Source organism: Ensifer sp. B1-9, assembly GCF_050474445.1.
Classification (GTDB): Bacteria; Pseudomonadota; Alphaproteobacteria; order Rhizobiales; family Rhizobiaceae; genus Ensifer.
Genome location: NZ_JBCHVG010000014.1, coordinates 108012 through 123491, shown reverse-complemented (window position 1 = coordinate 123491; position 15480 = coordinate 108012). Strand labels below are relative to the sequence as shown.

General features: G+C 57.7%; 14 protein-coding genes. 9 read left to right on the top strand and 5 right to left on the bottom strand.

The annotated features are described in order from the left end of the window. Positions 1-173: 173 nt before the first annotated feature. The 8 genes from ACQ5BM_RS25560 (at position 174) to ACQ5BM_RS25525 (ending at position 9050) form a co-directional block, all read left to right on the top strand. Positions 174-1592 carry a glycerate kinase type-2 family protein gene (locus tag ACQ5BM_RS25560; protein WP_429817436.1) on the top strand — a complete coding sequence of 473 codons (1419 nt, stop codon included), beginning with the start codon at positions 174-176 and terminating at the stop codon, positions 1590-1592. Between the two features lies 1 nt (position 1593). After that, positions 1594-2868, top strand: a complete 1275-nt coding sequence (gene eno, locus ACQ5BM_RS25555) for a phosphopyruvate hydratase (protein WP_429817434.1) — start codon at positions 1594-1596, stop codon at positions 2866-2868. Positions 2869-2909: 41 nt separating this feature from the next. After that, positions 2910-4031 carry a tyramine oxidase subunit B gene (locus tag ACQ5BM_RS25550; RefSeq protein ID WP_429817432.1) on the top strand — a complete coding sequence of 374 codons (1122 nt, stop codon included), beginning with the start codon at positions 2910-2912 and terminating at the stop codon, positions 4029-4031. Between the two features lie 129 nt (positions 4032-4160). Next, positions 4161-4853, top strand: a complete 693-nt coding sequence (locus tag ACQ5BM_RS25545) for a dimethylsulfonioproprionate lyase family protein (RefSeq protein ID WP_429817430.1) — start codon at positions 4161-4163, stop codon at positions 4851-4853. A gap of 172 nt (positions 4854-5025) precedes the next feature. Next, positions 5026-6381, top strand: coding sequence for a Glu/Leu/Phe/Val family dehydrogenase (locus ACQ5BM_RS25540; protein ID WP_429817649.1), 1356 nt, complete (start codon positions 5026-5028; stop codon positions 6379-6381). Between the two features lie 46 nt (positions 6382-6427). Beyond that, positions 6428-6625: a tautomerase family protein gene (locus ACQ5BM_RS25535; protein WP_429817428.1), complete on the top strand. Its 198-nt coding sequence runs from the start codon at positions 6428-6430 to the stop codon at positions 6623-6625. 19 nt (positions 6626-6644) lie between these two features. After that, positions 6645-7940, top strand: coding sequence for an NAD(P)/FAD-dependent oxidoreductase (locus ACQ5BM_RS25530; RefSeq protein WP_429817426.1), 1296 nt, complete (start codon positions 6645-6647; stop codon positions 7938-7940). 483 nt (positions 7941-8423) lie between these two features. After that, positions 8424-9050 (top strand): DUF1349 domain-containing protein, encoded by a 627-nt coding sequence (locus ACQ5BM_RS25525; protein ID WP_429817424.1) that lies wholly within the window; start codon positions 8424-8426, stop codon positions 9048-9050. 139 nt (positions 9051-9189) lie between these two features. Here ACQ5BM_RS25525 and ACQ5BM_RS25520 read toward each other — a convergent pair whose 3' ends face one another. Then, a complete protein-coding gene (locus tag ACQ5BM_RS25520; RefSeq protein WP_429817648.1) occupies positions 9190-10353 on the bottom strand; it encodes a mandelate racemase/muconate lactonizing enzyme family protein in 1164 nt (387 codons plus the stop codon). 88 nt (positions 10354-10441) lie between these two features. Between ACQ5BM_RS25520 and ACQ5BM_RS25515 the strand changes: the two genes are divergently transcribed. Further along, the gene (locus ACQ5BM_RS25515; protein WP_429817421.1) at positions 10442-11128 is read left to right on the top strand and encodes a GntR family transcriptional regulator; all 687 of its coding nucleotides are present in this window, start codon (positions 10442-10444) and stop codon (positions 11126-11128) included. Positions 11129-11319: 191 nt separating this feature from the next. Here ACQ5BM_RS25515 and ACQ5BM_RS25510 read toward each other — a convergent pair whose 3' ends face one another. The 4 genes from ACQ5BM_RS25510 to ACQ5BM_RS25495 all read right to left on the bottom strand — a co-directional run bounded on the left by ACQ5BM_RS25510 (position 11320) and on the right by ACQ5BM_RS25495 (position 15475). Next, positions 11320-12042: a GntR family transcriptional regulator gene (locus ACQ5BM_RS25510; RefSeq protein WP_429817418.1), complete on the bottom strand. Its 723-nt coding sequence runs from the start codon at positions 12040-12042 to the stop codon at positions 11320-11322. Between the two features lie 118 nt (positions 12043-12160). Further along, positions 12161-13588, bottom strand: a complete 1428-nt coding sequence (locus ACQ5BM_RS25505) for an amidase (RefSeq protein ID WP_429817415.1) — start codon at positions 13586-13588, stop codon at positions 12161-12163. A gap of 34 nt (positions 13589-13622) precedes the next feature. Next, positions 13623-14537 (bottom strand): ABC transporter permease, encoded by a 915-nt coding sequence (locus ACQ5BM_RS25500; RefSeq protein WP_429817413.1) that lies wholly within the window; start codon positions 14535-14537, stop codon positions 13623-13625. Next, complete coding sequence (locus ACQ5BM_RS25495; RefSeq protein ID WP_429817410.1) at positions 14534-15475, bottom strand: ABC transporter permease; 942 nt, start codon at positions 15473-15475, stop codon at positions 14534-14536. Before ACQ5BM_RS25495 ends, ACQ5BM_RS25500 begins: the two co-directional genes overlap by 4 nt. Between the last annotated feature and the right edge of the window lie 5 nt (positions 15476-15480).

Genomic DNA, 15480 nt, shown 5'->3' with positions numbered 1-15480 from the left:
GATTTATCGTTCCCAAAAGGGGCGAACAAGAGAACCTTATCGAATTTTTTCGCGAAAGGCTATTGTCGACAATAGCCTTTGGGCATATAAGTTCATTCGCTGATGAGATTGGTCCCTTCGAGGGATGCTTGCTCAACCCTCACGGTTCATTCCAAGTCTAAGGAGCCCTCTGAATGTTCAAGGCGAACAAGATTCGAAACGCTGACGAGATCGTCGCTCACGGGGACACGGACTCACGTCAGATCGTCCTTGAAATCGCAGACCGGACCCTTGAACGGCTCGATAGCTACAAGCGCATCCGCAGCATCATGCGACTCGAGGGCGATATCCTCCGCATCGGCACGAAGTCCTGGGACCTGTCGAAGAAGCGAAACGTCTATCTCTTCGGCGCGGGCAAGGCCTGCAACCATATGGCCATGGCGGTGGATCACGTCCTTGGCGACCGCCTCACGCGAGGCATAGCCATTGTCAAGGTTCACGAGGAAACTGACCGTTTCAACAAGACCGAGGTTTATGTTGGCGGCCATCCTCTGCCGAACGAGGCAGGCTTCCGCGCCTCGAAGAAGATGATCGAGATCATCGACCAGGCCGGGCCGGACGACCTGTTTATTGGAGTCATCAGCGGCGGCAGTTCCGCTTTGATGTCCTGCCCGATCGACGGCATTTCACTGCAGGACGAGATCGACACGACCGACGTCCTGCTGAAATCCGGCGCCGGAATCTACGAAATCAACGCGGTGCGCCGGCATATATCCGCGCTGAACGGGGGTATGCTGGCTAAGCGCATTCAGGACATAGGGGCGGAACTGATCGGCTTTGGCATAAGCGACGCCGTCGGGTCGCCAGCGACCAACGACATCGCGGTCCCCTATGCCGCCTACAAAAGCACGCCCATTGGGCCCGACGCAACGACGCTAGACGACGCGCGCGCCACCATCATCAATTATAACGTCCTCGATCGCCTGCCAAAGAGCGTAGTCGACTACCTGATGAATGCAGGGCCGGACAAGGAAACGCCCAAGGCCTTTCCGAACAACACCTATTTCCTGCTGAACACCCTTCCGGATTCATGCATCTACGCCAAGGAAATCTGTGAGGAAATGGGCATGCCGGCCATCATTGTCTCCTCCTTCCTGGAAGGGGAGAGCAAGGACGCAGGCACCTTCTTCGCCTCGATGGCGCGGGAGATTCAGACCTACGGCAACCCGGTTAAGGCGCCCTGCGTACTGCTCAGTTCCGGCGAGGTTACGACCCAGATCCTCGACAATAGCATTATTCGGGGGCACGGCGGACCGGGCCAGGAGATGACGGTCAGCTTCGCGATCACGGCCGCGAAGACCAAGGGCGCTTGCCTCTTGTCGATCGACAGCGAAGGCACCGACGGGACGGCTAAGGTTGCCGGTGGCATCACCGATTCTGTCAGCATGAAGTCCGCTGCGGCGAAGGGAATCAATCTCTACCAGACGCTGCGCGAGCACAGTTGCTTTGAGGCGCTCGACGCCATCGGCTCCGCCGTCTTCACCGGCAACACCGGCACCAACCTGTGCGACCTCAACATTCTCTACGTACCAGCCCTGAAGGAGGGCCAGTAACATGGACGACAGGATTGTCTCGGTCTTCGCCCAGCAGATCATCGACTGCAAATGCCGCCCAGCGGTGGAGGTGGAAATCCGTACGAAAAGCGGAGCTGTCGGCCGCGGCGCAGCGCCCACCGGCACGTCAGTTGGAATGCATGAGGCTTTCGTGCTTCGAGACGGCGACAACTCGAGCTACGGCGGCCTCAGCGTCCACAAGGCGGTAAAGACGGTCGAGAAGGTCATCGGCCCGTCGCTGATCGGCATGAATGTCTTCGATCAGCGCGCTATAGACGAGAAGATGATCGCGATCGACGGTACCCCGGACAAGCGTAACCTCGGGGGCAATACCATCTACTCGACCTCTATCGCCGCGTTCCGTGCCGCGGCCGATGCACGCCGCGTTCCGCTCTACAACCACATCGCTGGTGGCGAGATCAAGACCGTCCCAGTCCCCTGCTTCAACGTCATCAACGGCGGAAAATATGATGGCTTCGTCCAGTCGTTCAACGAGTTCCTGATCGTTCCCTACGGAACCGACAGCGTCGACGTCTCCATCGAGATGGCGGTCACGGTGTTCCAGAAGCTCGCCGATGTCCTTACGAAGCATCTCGGCCACGAGCCGCAGGTCGCCAGTTCCTACGGTTACGCAGCGCCCTCCGACGATCCGGAAGTGCTTCTCGATCTAATGCAGAAAGCTATCGACGCTTGCGGCTACACCGGACGCATTGCCTTCGCGCTCGATTGCGCATCGAGCGAGTTCTACGATGCCGAAAGCCGCACTTATCTCCTTAAGGGCGCGCGCGTCACAAGCGACGAAATGATCGGCTACGCGAAACGCCTGACGGAAAGATACGATTTCGTCTTCATAGAAGACCTGCTCGATGAGAATGATTGGGAAGGTTACGCAAAGGCGAACCGAGAGCTCGGCCGAACCATTATCCTTGGTGACGACCTGACAGTGACTCGGCTTGAATTCCTGAAGCGAGCCTTCGACACCAAGGCTGTTGCAGGCTTTATCCTGAAGCCCAATCAGGTCGGCACCATCACCGAGGCAATGGACGCCTATCGCTATGCAGTCGATCACGGGATGATCGCGGTGCCGTCCGGGCGGTCCGGCGGCGTCGTGGACGACGTAGTGATGGACTTCTCCGTCGGTCTCCAAGTTCCGTTCCAGAAAAACGGGGCGCCTCGCTCAGGTGAGCGCATTGAGAAGCTGAATTTCTTGATGCGCGCCAATGCCCGCAGCGCCGGAAGCCGCCTCTACGATATCAAGCCTCTCCTGAAATTCTGAGACCGCAGCCGATCGAACCCTCATCCAGACGGAGCCCATCAATGTCCACGAAAATCGATTTCCTCTATCTTTCCGAACCCGACATGATCGCCGCCGGCGTCAACGACGCAAAGCGCTGCGTGGAGATCTGCGAGGAGACCTTCAGCCTACTCGGCGAGGGCGACTACCTCATGGGCGGCGCCAACCACAACAGCCACGGCCTCAATATCGTCTTTCCGAAGGAGACGAAGTTCCCGAACATGCCCGTCGCCGGCCCGGACCGCCGTTTCGCCGCCATGCCCGGTTATCTCGGCGGCCGCTTCGACGTTTGCGGCAACAAGTGGTATGGCTCCAATCACGCCAATACCCAGAAGGGCCTGCCGCGCTCGATCCTGACAATGATGCTGAACGACAAGGACACCGGTGCGCCGCTGGCGCTGATGTCGGCGAACCTGCTCAGCGCCGCCCGCACCGGCGCCGTACCCGGTGTCGCTGCCAAGCATCTCGCTAATAAGGATGCGAAGATCGTTTCCATTGTCGGATGCGGCCCGATCAACAAGGCCTGCTTCAGCGCCATCATGACGCAGCTTGGCGCCGTCGAGAAGGTCGTCTGCTTCGACGTCTTTCTGGATAAGGCCAACGAACTCGCCAACTGGGTCGCGGAGACCTACAAGGTCGAGGCGGTCGGCGTCGACGAGGCCGAGGCGGGGTTCCGCGACATTGACGTCATCACCGTCGCGGCCTCGCGCCTCAAGCCGCTTTACTTCAAGGACGAGTGGATCAAGGAAGGCGCGACCATCCTGGTCTCCGGCCCGTTCAACACGGACGAATCCTTCCTCACTGGTGCGAAGATCATTTACGACCATACGGCCCTTCAGGAGGCTTACGTCGAGGACGCCATTGCTTCAGGCAACAAGGAAGCCTACTACGGCGGCGTGATTGGTGGTCCGTTCTTCCGCCTGATCGACGTTGGCAAGTTGCCGGCCCTTAAGGACTCGACCGGCCTCGGCGACGTCGTCAATGGCAAGAAGCCTGGACGCGAAAGCGCGACGGACCGCGTCATCTTCATCGCTTGCGGAATGGCCGTCTTCGATATCAGCTGGGGCTTCGAGGTGTACGAGAACGCCAAGAAGAAGGGGATCGGGCAGTCCCTTAATCTTTGGGACAAGCCGGCGCTCGCTTGATCGAACGGCGGTCACGTCGGGAGAAGACGGCGTGGCCGCCTAGTGCAACGAACCGGGAGACCCACCGCTAATGCTAGTTCATGGCGCGCTGCTCTGCCGATTGAGTGCAATTCATTGTGAGGACTGCTCATGCTTTCGTTGGCCGACCCTGTTCAAGCAACCTGCACGGATCATTTCTTCGGTCCATCCATATCTGAGTTACATGTTGAGGATGGCTCCCGCGGGAAGCGGACCAAGGCTCTGAAACAAGTTATCAGAGCGATGGAGGATAGCCTTCTGGGGCAAAACCTTGGCGTTCCTGGCACGCTTCCGGCCTGTAAGATGCTCAATCTCCTTCAGTCCACCGGCGTTCGCAGCGTAACCGGATTTTCGCGTTCCGAGCTGCCGCTTCGTGCCGAGTTCAGGAAGGCTCTGAATACTTTGGCGGACGAAGGTCCAAACTCCCGATTTCTGGCGGCAGCGTTGAGTGAGCTTGAAGATGGGCTGGTCTGGTATTCCGCTAAGAGCGGCCCGTTTGCCAGCGTGAATTTTGAGCGCAATCACGCCCATGCCATTTTAGGCGCGCCCAGCAAGATGAATGAAGGCGAGCACGTGTTGCTCGGCATCACGATCATGGCGCCGTACACCCGCTTTCCGGATTACGTTGTGCGGTTCCCGCGGGTGATGTTCCCTCTCTCTCCGGGAGAATACAAATCGATCAGCGGCGAGTGGAAACGCAACCAAATTAGTTCTCCACTCATCTGCGCTGCAGGTCGTGAGTTTGCGATGCGTTGCACGTCGCAACCGCTTCTTTCCCTGTGGTGCCAGAGGCTTGCAAGCTGACTGTTTCCGCTCGCTTTTGATCCACTTGAAGCGGAAGCCTGCTTGCCGCTTCCGACTTTAACGCCGCGACCTCAACGTGGAGGACTGCAATATGGATGCCGTAAGTGCCCCTCGAGACAATCCCAGTGACGTCCCGTTTCTTCAGAGCGTTGAGGCCTACATCGACAATGCAATGACTCATTTATCTCTCACCGAGGGACTCGCTGAGCGGATTAAAGCTTGCAACTCCACCTACACGGTCCGCTTCGGCGTCAGGCTGCGCGGCAGAATGTTCAGCTTCACAGGGTGGCGTTCGGTGCATAGTGAGCACGTCGAGCCGGCAAAGGGGGGAATTCGGTACTCCATTCTTTCCGACCAGGAGGAGGTCGAGGCGCTTGCGGCGCTCATGAGCCTAAAGTGCGCGGTTGTCGATGTACCGTTCGGAGGATCGAAAGGCGCTCTCAAAATTGATCCCACCGAGTGGGACGCCCACGAGCTAGAGCGCATCACGCGCCGCTTCACCCAAGAACTAGCCAAGCGAAACCTTATTTGCCCGGGGCGTAACGTCCCAGCGCCCGACATGGGAACCGGCGAACGAGAAATGGCTTGGATGGCTGATGAGTACAAGCGCACTGGCCCATCCGATGTTATGAACGCTAATGCCTGCGTAACTGGCAAACCGCTTGCTCGCGGAGGCATCGCTGGAAGGACCGAGGCTACAGGCCGGGGTGTTCAGTACGCTATTCAAAGTTATCTTCGCGACACCTCCGAAAATGGCATCGATGGACGCAGGGATTTGCGGACCATGTCTGTGGTTGTCCAGGGGTTTGGCAATGTCGGATATCACGCTGCCAAGTTCCTGAGTGAAGACGACGGTGCCAAGATTGTCGCAGTCGTTGAGCGTGACGGGTATGTCACTAACGCCGATGGATTGCCGATCGAGGATCTCAAGCGCCATCATCGCGAACACGGGAGCATCCTCGGGTTTCCTGGCGCTGAAAGCATCGCCAACAGTGCGGCAGGTTTGGAACTGCCCTGCGACGTCCTCATTCCGGCTGCCATGGAGAACGCGATCACGCTCCAAAACGTCGGTCGAATTAGAGCGAAATTGATCGCCGAAGGTGCAAACGGTCCCGTCAGCTTCGAGGCCGAACAGCAACTTGCGGACCGCGGCGTCGTCGTGTTGCCTGATCTCTTCGTTAATGCCGGCGGTGTCGTCGTGAGCTATTTCGAATGGGTCAAGAACATCACGCACATCCCCTTCGGGCTGATGGAGCGCCGCCGCCGCGAGCGAAGAAACCTTCATATCACTCACGCTCTGGAAGCGATGACGGAGCGGACATTCCCCAGCGACATCCGCGATGAATTTCTTGAGGGTGGCGCGGAAATCGATCTGGTCAGGTCGGGGCTGGAGGACGTGATGCGCAATGCCTACCAGAACATTGCGGAGGTGAAGCGCTCGTCTCCGAATATCAAGACGTTCCGCACCGCAGCCTATGTCATAGCAATCAGAAAAATCGCCGATGCTTACCAGGCCATCGGTATCTGAGCACGAGTGTGCTGGTCCCATGTCGCCAGCGTCTTAGGAGAAGAAAATGCCCGTCATCCGTGTCGATTGGCTCGCCGGCCGCAGCCAGGAGCAAAAACAGGAAGTCGCCGAGGTCTTTACGCGCGAACTCTCACGCATCGCTAAATGCTCCCGAGACGACGTCCAAATCGTGTTCGTGGACGTTGAGCGCAAGAATTGGGCCGTAGGCGGCGTTTTCTCGGAAAGTCAGATTTCCAACCAGTAGATCCAACGGGGATACCGACGTGGCGGACATTACGGTTATCGGTGGCGGCATTATAGGTGTTTGCTCCGCCATCGCGTTGCAGGCGGAAGGATACTCCGTCGAAATCATTGACCGGGGTCTGCCCGAAGAAGGAGCCACTTACGGCAACTGCGGTATCTTAGCGGCAGGCGAGGTCGTTCCGCTAGCAAGGCCTGGAATTCTTACTAAGATTCCGAAGTGGTTGCTCGACCCTCACGGCCCACTATTCGTCCGCCCTCGCGACTTTCTAGGTCAGATACCGTGGCTGATGGAATTCCTTTGGGCCGGTAGGCGCTCCAGGGTTCTCGAGATCGCGAACGCTTTGGCGCCGCTGCTACAACACGCGGAAGACGATTATCGAGAGCTTCTCGAAAAGACTAACATTGCAGGATCGCTCATTTCTACTGAAACTATCATGGCCTTCAATTCGAGGGCTGACTATGAAAAGGACAAATTCACCTGGGACCTACGTGCGCGGCACGGCCTCAAGCATCGCTTCCTGGGCTTGAGTGATCTTCGATCAATCGAGCCAGCGCTTCAGGGCAGGATCACATGCGGTGCCCTTTTGGAGGGATGGTTGCGGTTTAGCGAACCTGGCCTCGTATGGCAAAGATTGACGCAATTCTTCGTATCGTATGGTGGACGGATCCGCATCGGAAACGCCGACTGCATCGAAGTCGACGGAGGAAGAGCCACTGGAGTGCGTCTTGCCGACGGCCAGTTTGTCAAGGTGAAACAACTGGTCGTCTGTGCGGGGGCATGGAGCGGAAGGCTGGTAAAGAGTTTAGGCATCCGAATCCCGGTGGCTGCGCTGCAAGGCTACCACAACCATCTTCCGCATCCGGGGATAAAACTGAACAATGCGGTGCTTTACGCGAATGGCGGTTTCGTTGTGACCCCGATGCAGAGCGGGATCCGCGTTGGGGGTACAATCGAGATTGCCCACCCCGACTCTAAGCCGAACTTATCCCGTGCTGACATCATCACGCGAAAGGCACTGGATATCTTGCCGGGATTGCAGATCGCCGGCGGCAAGCAATGGATGGGTCCTCATCCCTCGATGCCCGACTCGATGCCGGTCATTGGATGCGCGCCGCATCATCAGAACGTGGTTTTGGCCTTTGGGCATGGTCAGATCGGGATGACGTTGGGAGCCACAACTGCGAAAATCGTTGCCGACTTGGTTACTGGCCGGAGACCATCATTGGAACTCGGACCATTTAATGCTTCGCGGTTTGGCGACCATAGCCCGGAGAGTTTGAGGGCGGCGCAGGTCGCGGCACTCGCACCTCTTTAGCCGAGGCGTCCACTCATCATGTGATCAGCGCCGGCGACAGCTACCTTTGTGCGCCGTCACCGACCGATCCAGGGTATTCGGCGCGTCATAGAAAAGGGCTGTGATGGAGGTGCGAGAAATGATCTCTGGCAAGACGAAAATCTTCTACATGGTCGCTCACCCGATTGATCACGTTCGAACCCCGGAGGTGATGAATCCACTATTCGAAGCGCGAGGGATCGATGCGATTATGGTGCCAGTGCATATGACGCCAGAGGATTTCAGAACCGGCTGGGCTGCTTTTAAACGAGCATTCCATTCAAGGAGCCTGCCTATGAACTCTCTGACGAAGTGGAGGAGGGGGCACGCGAGCTTGGTGCCGCCAATATCATTCGTAGAACTGATTGCGGCCAAATGATTGCTACGAACCTCGATGGTGGAGGCTTCCTTCGCGGTATGTTGAGCGATGGCCGGGAGAGACATCACCATTGAGGGCAGCTACCAATGCAACTGATCATCAGCAGCCAACCGAGAGAGTTTACCCCTTCTAAGGGAACAGTCTGGGAGATCGACGGTGAGGCCGGTCGGATAAGCGTGCGTGCCCCCGCCTTGAGCGACATCTTTATCGATCCGCACAAGGGTGGCCAACCGACGGCGACCGCCAGCCGCCACAATGCCGCGCTGTTGATGACAAATCCCCTCGAAGGCGACTTTCAGTTCGGCGCCACGGTTAATGTAGAATTCGCCGCAGCATTCGATGCGGGCGTCTTGTTTTTGAAAATCAACGAGACTCACTGGGCTAAACTTTGCTTCGAGTATTCCCCTGATCTGAAGCCGATGGTCGTTTCCGTCGTCAACAAAGGCGGCACGTCCGACGACGCCAATGCCTTCATCGTCGACGGCAGAGAGGTGAAGCTGCGCATTTCCCGGAAGGATGGCGTTTTTGCCTTCCATGCTACGAACAACGATGAATCGTGGACTCTCGTCCGCATATTTGCGTTCGAAATTGATGACAAAAATCTTCAGATCGGGTTCGAGGCTCAATCACCGACCGCAGACGGCTGCAATGTTTCATTCAGCGCCTGTTCGCTAACGGGCGTTTCGCTTGCGGACTTTAGAAACGGTAGTTGACGCTTCGCGAACCTGGATTCCTTTCTGATGCACTTTGGAGCATCACCTCAAACATTTCACTGGTCCTTAGGTGACGAGAAGATAAGGCGGACCCCGTTTTGCCGAGCCCACCTCTCCATGCGTTACCCAGTTCGCTCCGTTATTTCGCGCCGACCGTGAACAGCGGCGCACCGAGCCGCGAAACATCGATCTCGATGCCGAGGCCAGCGCCGAGTGGCGCGGAGCCGAAGCCGTTCGATGAACGGGGCATGTGGTTTGCCAGATGGCCATCCGTCCAGTCGTTGAAGAACGGCGTCATCAGCAGCGATTCCGGTCGGGTGGTAGCCGCGACATGCGAGGTCGCGGCCGTGATGATATCGCCGCCCCACATATCCTCTACCGACACAGCCATGTTCAGTTCCTGCAGGAGGTCGCGGGCCTTTACAACATTCGTCAGGCCGCCTAGCTTTCCGAATTTCAGGTTGATCGAGACAGCGTTGGCTTGGTATTTGGCGCGGTACACCTCGTCATGGCTGACGATGGATTCGTCGAGCACCAGCGGGGTGGTCGATCCGCGATGTGCCAGAATGCAATCGGCCGTGCTGCGGCAGGGTTGCTCGACATAGACGGGCAGGCCGTTGAGGCCCTGCAGAGCCAGCTTGGCGGCCGCCAGCGACCAGCCCCCGTTGGAATCGGCGACAATCACGGTCTCGGAATCGCCCGCCTCGACGCTGGCGCGCGTGCGGGCAATGTCGTCGAACGGATTGTTGCCGACCTTCAGTTGGAAGCGATTGATGCCTGCGCGGCGGCGCTCGCCAATGAATTCCGCCATTACTTCCGGGCGATCGAGCGGCACGGCTTCGTAAATTGGAAAGCGCTCGTTTAGGACGCCGCCAATCAGCGACGAAATTGGCCGGTTCAGCGATTTGCCCAGAATGTCCCAGCAGGCGATGTCGATCGGGCTCTTGGCAAATTCCTGGCCCATGAGCGTGCCATTCATGATGCGGGCGATCTTTCCGATGTTGGTTGGATCTGCACCGATCAAGGCCGCGCTAAGGTCCTTGAGAGCGGTGCGGATCCCATCCGGAAAGGTCGGAAGATAGATCTTGCCAAGCGTGGTGATTTCGCCCCAACCGCTGAGACCCTCGTCGGTGCGGATGCGCACGACCGTCCCATCCTCGGCCGTTGCGATGCGGTTACCCGACATGATGTAGGTGCCATGGGCGTACCCGACTTCATAACTAAAAACGTCAATTCCGATGATTTTCATACGATTTCTCCTTTTCGATAATTGTATAAAATATAAAATCGGGACGTCAAGCACGACCAACCTTGTGCCGCATCGCACCCCTTGGCATTGAGGGGAGGGCGCGCTCAAGCTATAGGCAGATTAGGAAACGCGGGATTGGCGAATGGCCTCAGTTGGCAAAGGTCTAAAACACAAGACGATGGCGTCGGCTGCCGCCGAGGAAATTCGTAACAGGATTCTTTCGGGCGTATATTCGCCAGGGCTCCAGCTCAGGCAGGATGGCCTGGCGGCCGATCTCGGTATGAGCCGCATTCCGATCCGCGAGGCCTTGGTCCAGCTAGAAAGCGAAGGGCTCCTCAAAATCCTTCCACATCGCGGCGCGGTCGTCGCCCAGTTGACGGCCGACGAGATTGAGGAACTGTTCAACATGCGGATCCTTCTGGAGCCGTTTCTTTTCAAACGATCGGCACCCCGTCTGACTGATGAAGATTTCACAGCCCTGCACGCGGTACTGGACCGTTACGCAAAATCGATTGATGAGCTTGAGATGGATGTCTGGAACGAGCTAAATACCGAGTTTCATCTTCTGCTTTATTGTCACGCCGACAGTCCGCGAATTATCCTGACGGTGCAAAACCTCTTGATGGAATGCGATCGCCACACAAGGATTCAGCTCTCGAATATCCGTGGTGATCGGGAGCGCGCCGTCGCCGAGCACGCGGAGTTGTTGCGCCTTTGCGAGCAAGGTGAGTTCGAACGAGGAGCGCAGTTGATTTATTGGCACATCGATCACATTCGTGAAGGTCTGGTTACACTCCTGCGCAGCAACCCCTCTGTAAAATCTGCATAGGACTGCAAAGGAGTCTGCCAGTAGCCTGCCACCACTGGTTTCTCGGTCACATCGAGATCTTCGCTGACGAAGACGAGCGCTGGGCCGGTATGCTTCAGGAAATGCTGGGACCAGGTAAGGGGCTTGACGATGCACCGTTCGCGGCAAGGTTGCCCTTCAGCACCGCGAGCGCGCCCTCCACAGGCGAGCGATTATCTAATCTGTTCGACTCGGATTCCGGCGGAATCGTCGATAATGTCGGACGCCTCTTGCCGGAGCTGCTCGAAGACAGGGATGACTGTATCAAGTTGAATCTGGAACGCCGCAGCGGCCGCTGCTTCGTCGCCTGCCTTAATGGAGGCATAGATTTCCTGATGCTCTTTCAACACATCATCGAAGTGGGACCTCATCGTGTAAGAATGCCGGCGGACCCGATCAAGCTGGCCGGTCGCGTAGTGAATGGTTTGCCAAATCTTGGGAAAACCAGCGCAGAGGCAGATCAGCCTGTGAAACTCATTGTCCAGCGCGAAAAATTCATCGACGTTCGGATTGCGGGCCGCCAGTTCCTGAGTGAAAAGCTGTAGCTCGAATTTTTTGTCAAACGACGGATTGTAGTTGCGTGCTGCCAGACGGACCATCTTCACTTCTAGGGTCTCGCGCACCATTTGCCCCTCGAGTACTTCACGCAAGACCATCTTGTTGACGAACGTTCCTCCGCTTGGAACGACGGTCACGAGACTTTCGTCCACGAGCTTCTTAAGCGCATCGCGAAATGGGGTCTTTGACACCCCGAAATGCGCGCAAAGTTCTTTTTCCGGTAGAGGCTCTCCGGGGACCAACTTCATCGAGATGATCGCCGCCCGCAGATGCTCATAAAGCTGATCCGATTTAGGAAGGCGGGCGTCCATTTTAGCGTTATCGAATATGTTTTGCATCTTCGCTCCCGGAGGCTCCTTGGTAAAGAGCCTGGCCCGTAGGCTTTTCGTCGCGTTCTCCGATTAGCGATCTTCCAAGAATGCTGGGCGCTACCAGCGGTTTTCGGCCGTGGGCCATTTATACGACCTCCTGTCGGCCCGCGAACTTCTTCACAAGCATCGTCGGTTTATTGCGCGTATCCGGCAATGCAGCTTCGATCGCTGCTGCAACCCTCAAAACTGAAATGTCATCAAAAACACGACCGATGATCTGACCACCGACTGGTAAGCCGTTAACAAAACCGATTGGCACCGATGCCGCGGGCTGGCCGGTCAAGTTAAAGGCCAGGGAGAGTCCGGCCCAATCGAGCCAATCAGCGAACCCGTCGTTCGGGACAGTGACCCCCGCGGCAAACGGAAGAACCGCCACGGCTGGCGAGAGGATCACATCAAAATTCTCATAGACGCGGTTCATCGCCGTGCGCAGGCCAATCCGGTGCATCTGGGCGTCGAGATAGTCCTCCAAAGGCACCATTGCGCCCTGGTCTGCAACCGCCACGAAGCCTTGGTCGACGAGGGCACGGTCGTCTTGAGACAGACGCCGAAGAGACTGATATGCGCCAGCGCTCCATATGCTCCGGTAAGCAGGACGCCAGTCCTCGAAGTCGGGCAATTCCTCTACGACGGCGCCAAGTTGGCGCAACACCTCGGCGGTCTGCCCGACCAGCCGGCCGATCTCGCGATCCGTTGGCATAAAGCCGAAATCTCTCGTGACCGCGATGCGCATTCCGGCAATCGGTTTCGATATCTCATTATGCCGGCCGCCATCAATGGCAGGGATCGTGTCAGGATCGAGGCTATGGGTACCGTCCAGGACCTTCAGCATCAAGGCGGCGTCTTGCACGCTGCGGGTCATTGGCCCCTGGTGAGAAAGGTTGCCATAGTGAGGACCGAGCGGAAACTGCGGCACGCGACCATATTGCGGCTTCAATCCGAAAATGCCGGTGAAACTCGCGGGGATGCGAACGGAGCCGCCGCCATCGGTGCCGAGCGCAAGCGGCCCGGCTCCACTTGCAACAGCCGTCGCAGCCCCGCCGCTGCTCCCTCCCGGCGTAAGCGAAGGATCATAGGGGTTCCTGGTAACACCCGTTCGGCGGCTATCCGTCACAGCTTTCCAGCCACCCTCGCATGTCGTTGTGCTGGCAAAGATGACAGAACCAGCGTTTCGCAACCGCTCGATACTCGGGGCGTCTGCCCGTGCGGGCGGGTTGCGATCCGATAGAAGCGAGCCGCGACCGAGCTGCCAGCCCTTCACGGGTACGACATCCTTGATCGAGACGGGGATGCCCTCCAAGGCTCGGACGCTGTCGCCAATCATCCACGCCTTTTCGGAGAGGCGGGCCTGGGCCAGCGCACCTTCGTCGTCGATATGGCAAAACGGATTCAGTTCGCCCTGAATTTCATGGGCGCGCTTGAGAATTGCTTTGGTTACATCTACGGGCGAGACCTGACGCGTCGCGTAGAGTGGCAGCAATTCGGATGCGGTAAGATCGCATAGGTTGGTCAACTTTTATGCTCCGAACGTCGAATGAGGTAAAAAATCAGGTTCTCGTTGCCATGCGTGGATCGATCGCGTCACGCAGACCGTCCCCCAGAAGGTTCACGGCAAGCACAGTCAACGACAGAAAGGCTGCTGGAAAGAGAACAATGTAGGGTTTCACCTGCCACAGGGCGCGGCCCTCCGCCATGATGTTGCCCCAGGAGGGGATGGTAGGTGGAGTGCCGGCGCCAATGAAGGAGAGGATCGACTCGATCACCATGGCGCTTGCGCAAATGTATGTGGCCTGCACGGTCATAGGCGCAAGTGTATTGGGAAGGATATGTCGCAGAAGTATGGTCGAGGTGCGCGACCCGCCTGCGAGCGCTGCCTCGACGTACGTGGTTTCTCTCAAGGATAGAACGACGCCGCGGACGAGCCGGGCAACGCGCGGCACCTCCGCAATCGAGATTGCAACAATGACGTTATAGACACTGCCGCGAGTGAGCGCCATCAGGGCGATCGCAAGCAGGATCGGTGGCACTGACATGATGCCATCCATGACACGCATGACGACACCGTCCAGACGGCGCATGAAGCCTGAAACGAGTCCGATCGCCAAACCTATTACGGACGCAACAATCGCCACCGTGAAACCGACCAGGAGCGAGATCCGAGCTCCGTAGATGACGCGGGAATAGAGGTCACGGCCCAGCATGTCGGTGCCGAACCAGTGTGCTGCCGAGGGTTCTCGCGTTCGCTCCACTGGCGAGATGGCGCTCGGATCCACAGTACCGAGATAAGGAGCGAGCAAAGCCATAAACAACAGCGCAAGGAGAATTGTGCTGCCAAGAAACATCAGCGGATTACGGGCGGCCTTGCCGATGAAGTCCGTGCGCCGGCGCAACACGGCAAGACGGCCTGTTCGTAAGACCGGGGCGTCGTCGAACACGACGTTTTCAGAAGGCAGGATGGTCAATAGCGTATCCTCGGATCTGCGACGCAGTAGGCCAGGTCCACAAGTAGGTTGACGATGACGTAGACGAAGCTGAAGAACAGGACGACGCCTTGGATGATCGGGTAGTCGCGTCGAAGAATGGCGTCGACGGTAAGCCGGCCGATGCCCGGGATTGCGAACACGCTTTCGACCACGACCGCCCCTCCGATCAGGAGAGCCATTCCGATGCCGATAACAGTGATGACGGGAACCGCAGCATTTTTCAGGGCGTGCGCGAAGAGGATTGTTCGCTGTTTAACCCCCTTTGCCTTCGCCGTGCGGATATAGTCTTGCGATAGGACCTCGATTGTCGCTGCACGCGTCACTCTGGCAATGAGGGCGATGTAGACGCTCCCGAGCGCCAAGCTTGGCAGAATGAGACCCGCAAGCCAAGGGCCGAAGCCGTTGGCAATCGGTTTATAGCCCTGGACTGGCAACCACCGAAGTTCGAGGGCAAAGACGTAGGATATCAGGTAGCCGATCACGAAGACCGGGACCGAAAAGCCCAAAATGGCAAAGCTCATGATGATCCGATCGATGAGCGTACCGGCTTTCCAGGCCGCCAGAACACCAAGCGGAACAGCAACCGAAATTGAGATGATCAATGTGATGACCATCAGTGACAAAGTTGGCTCCAGACGCTGAAAAATCAGTTGAGTCACCGGCGCCTGGGCGAAAATCGAAACACCCAAGTCGCCGTGAAGGACCCGCCAAAGCCACCCGGAGAATTGGACGAAAAATGGCTGATCAAGTCCGAGCGTCTGCCGGATGCGGGCAACATCCGCTGGCGTTGCTGCGTCGCCCGCGATCACGGCTGCCGGATCTCCGGGTGCCAAATAGAGCAGACTGAATACGAGAAAGGCGACGAACAGCATCACCGGGACCGTCCCGATGATGCGACTCGCGATGAAGGCGGCCATGGCTC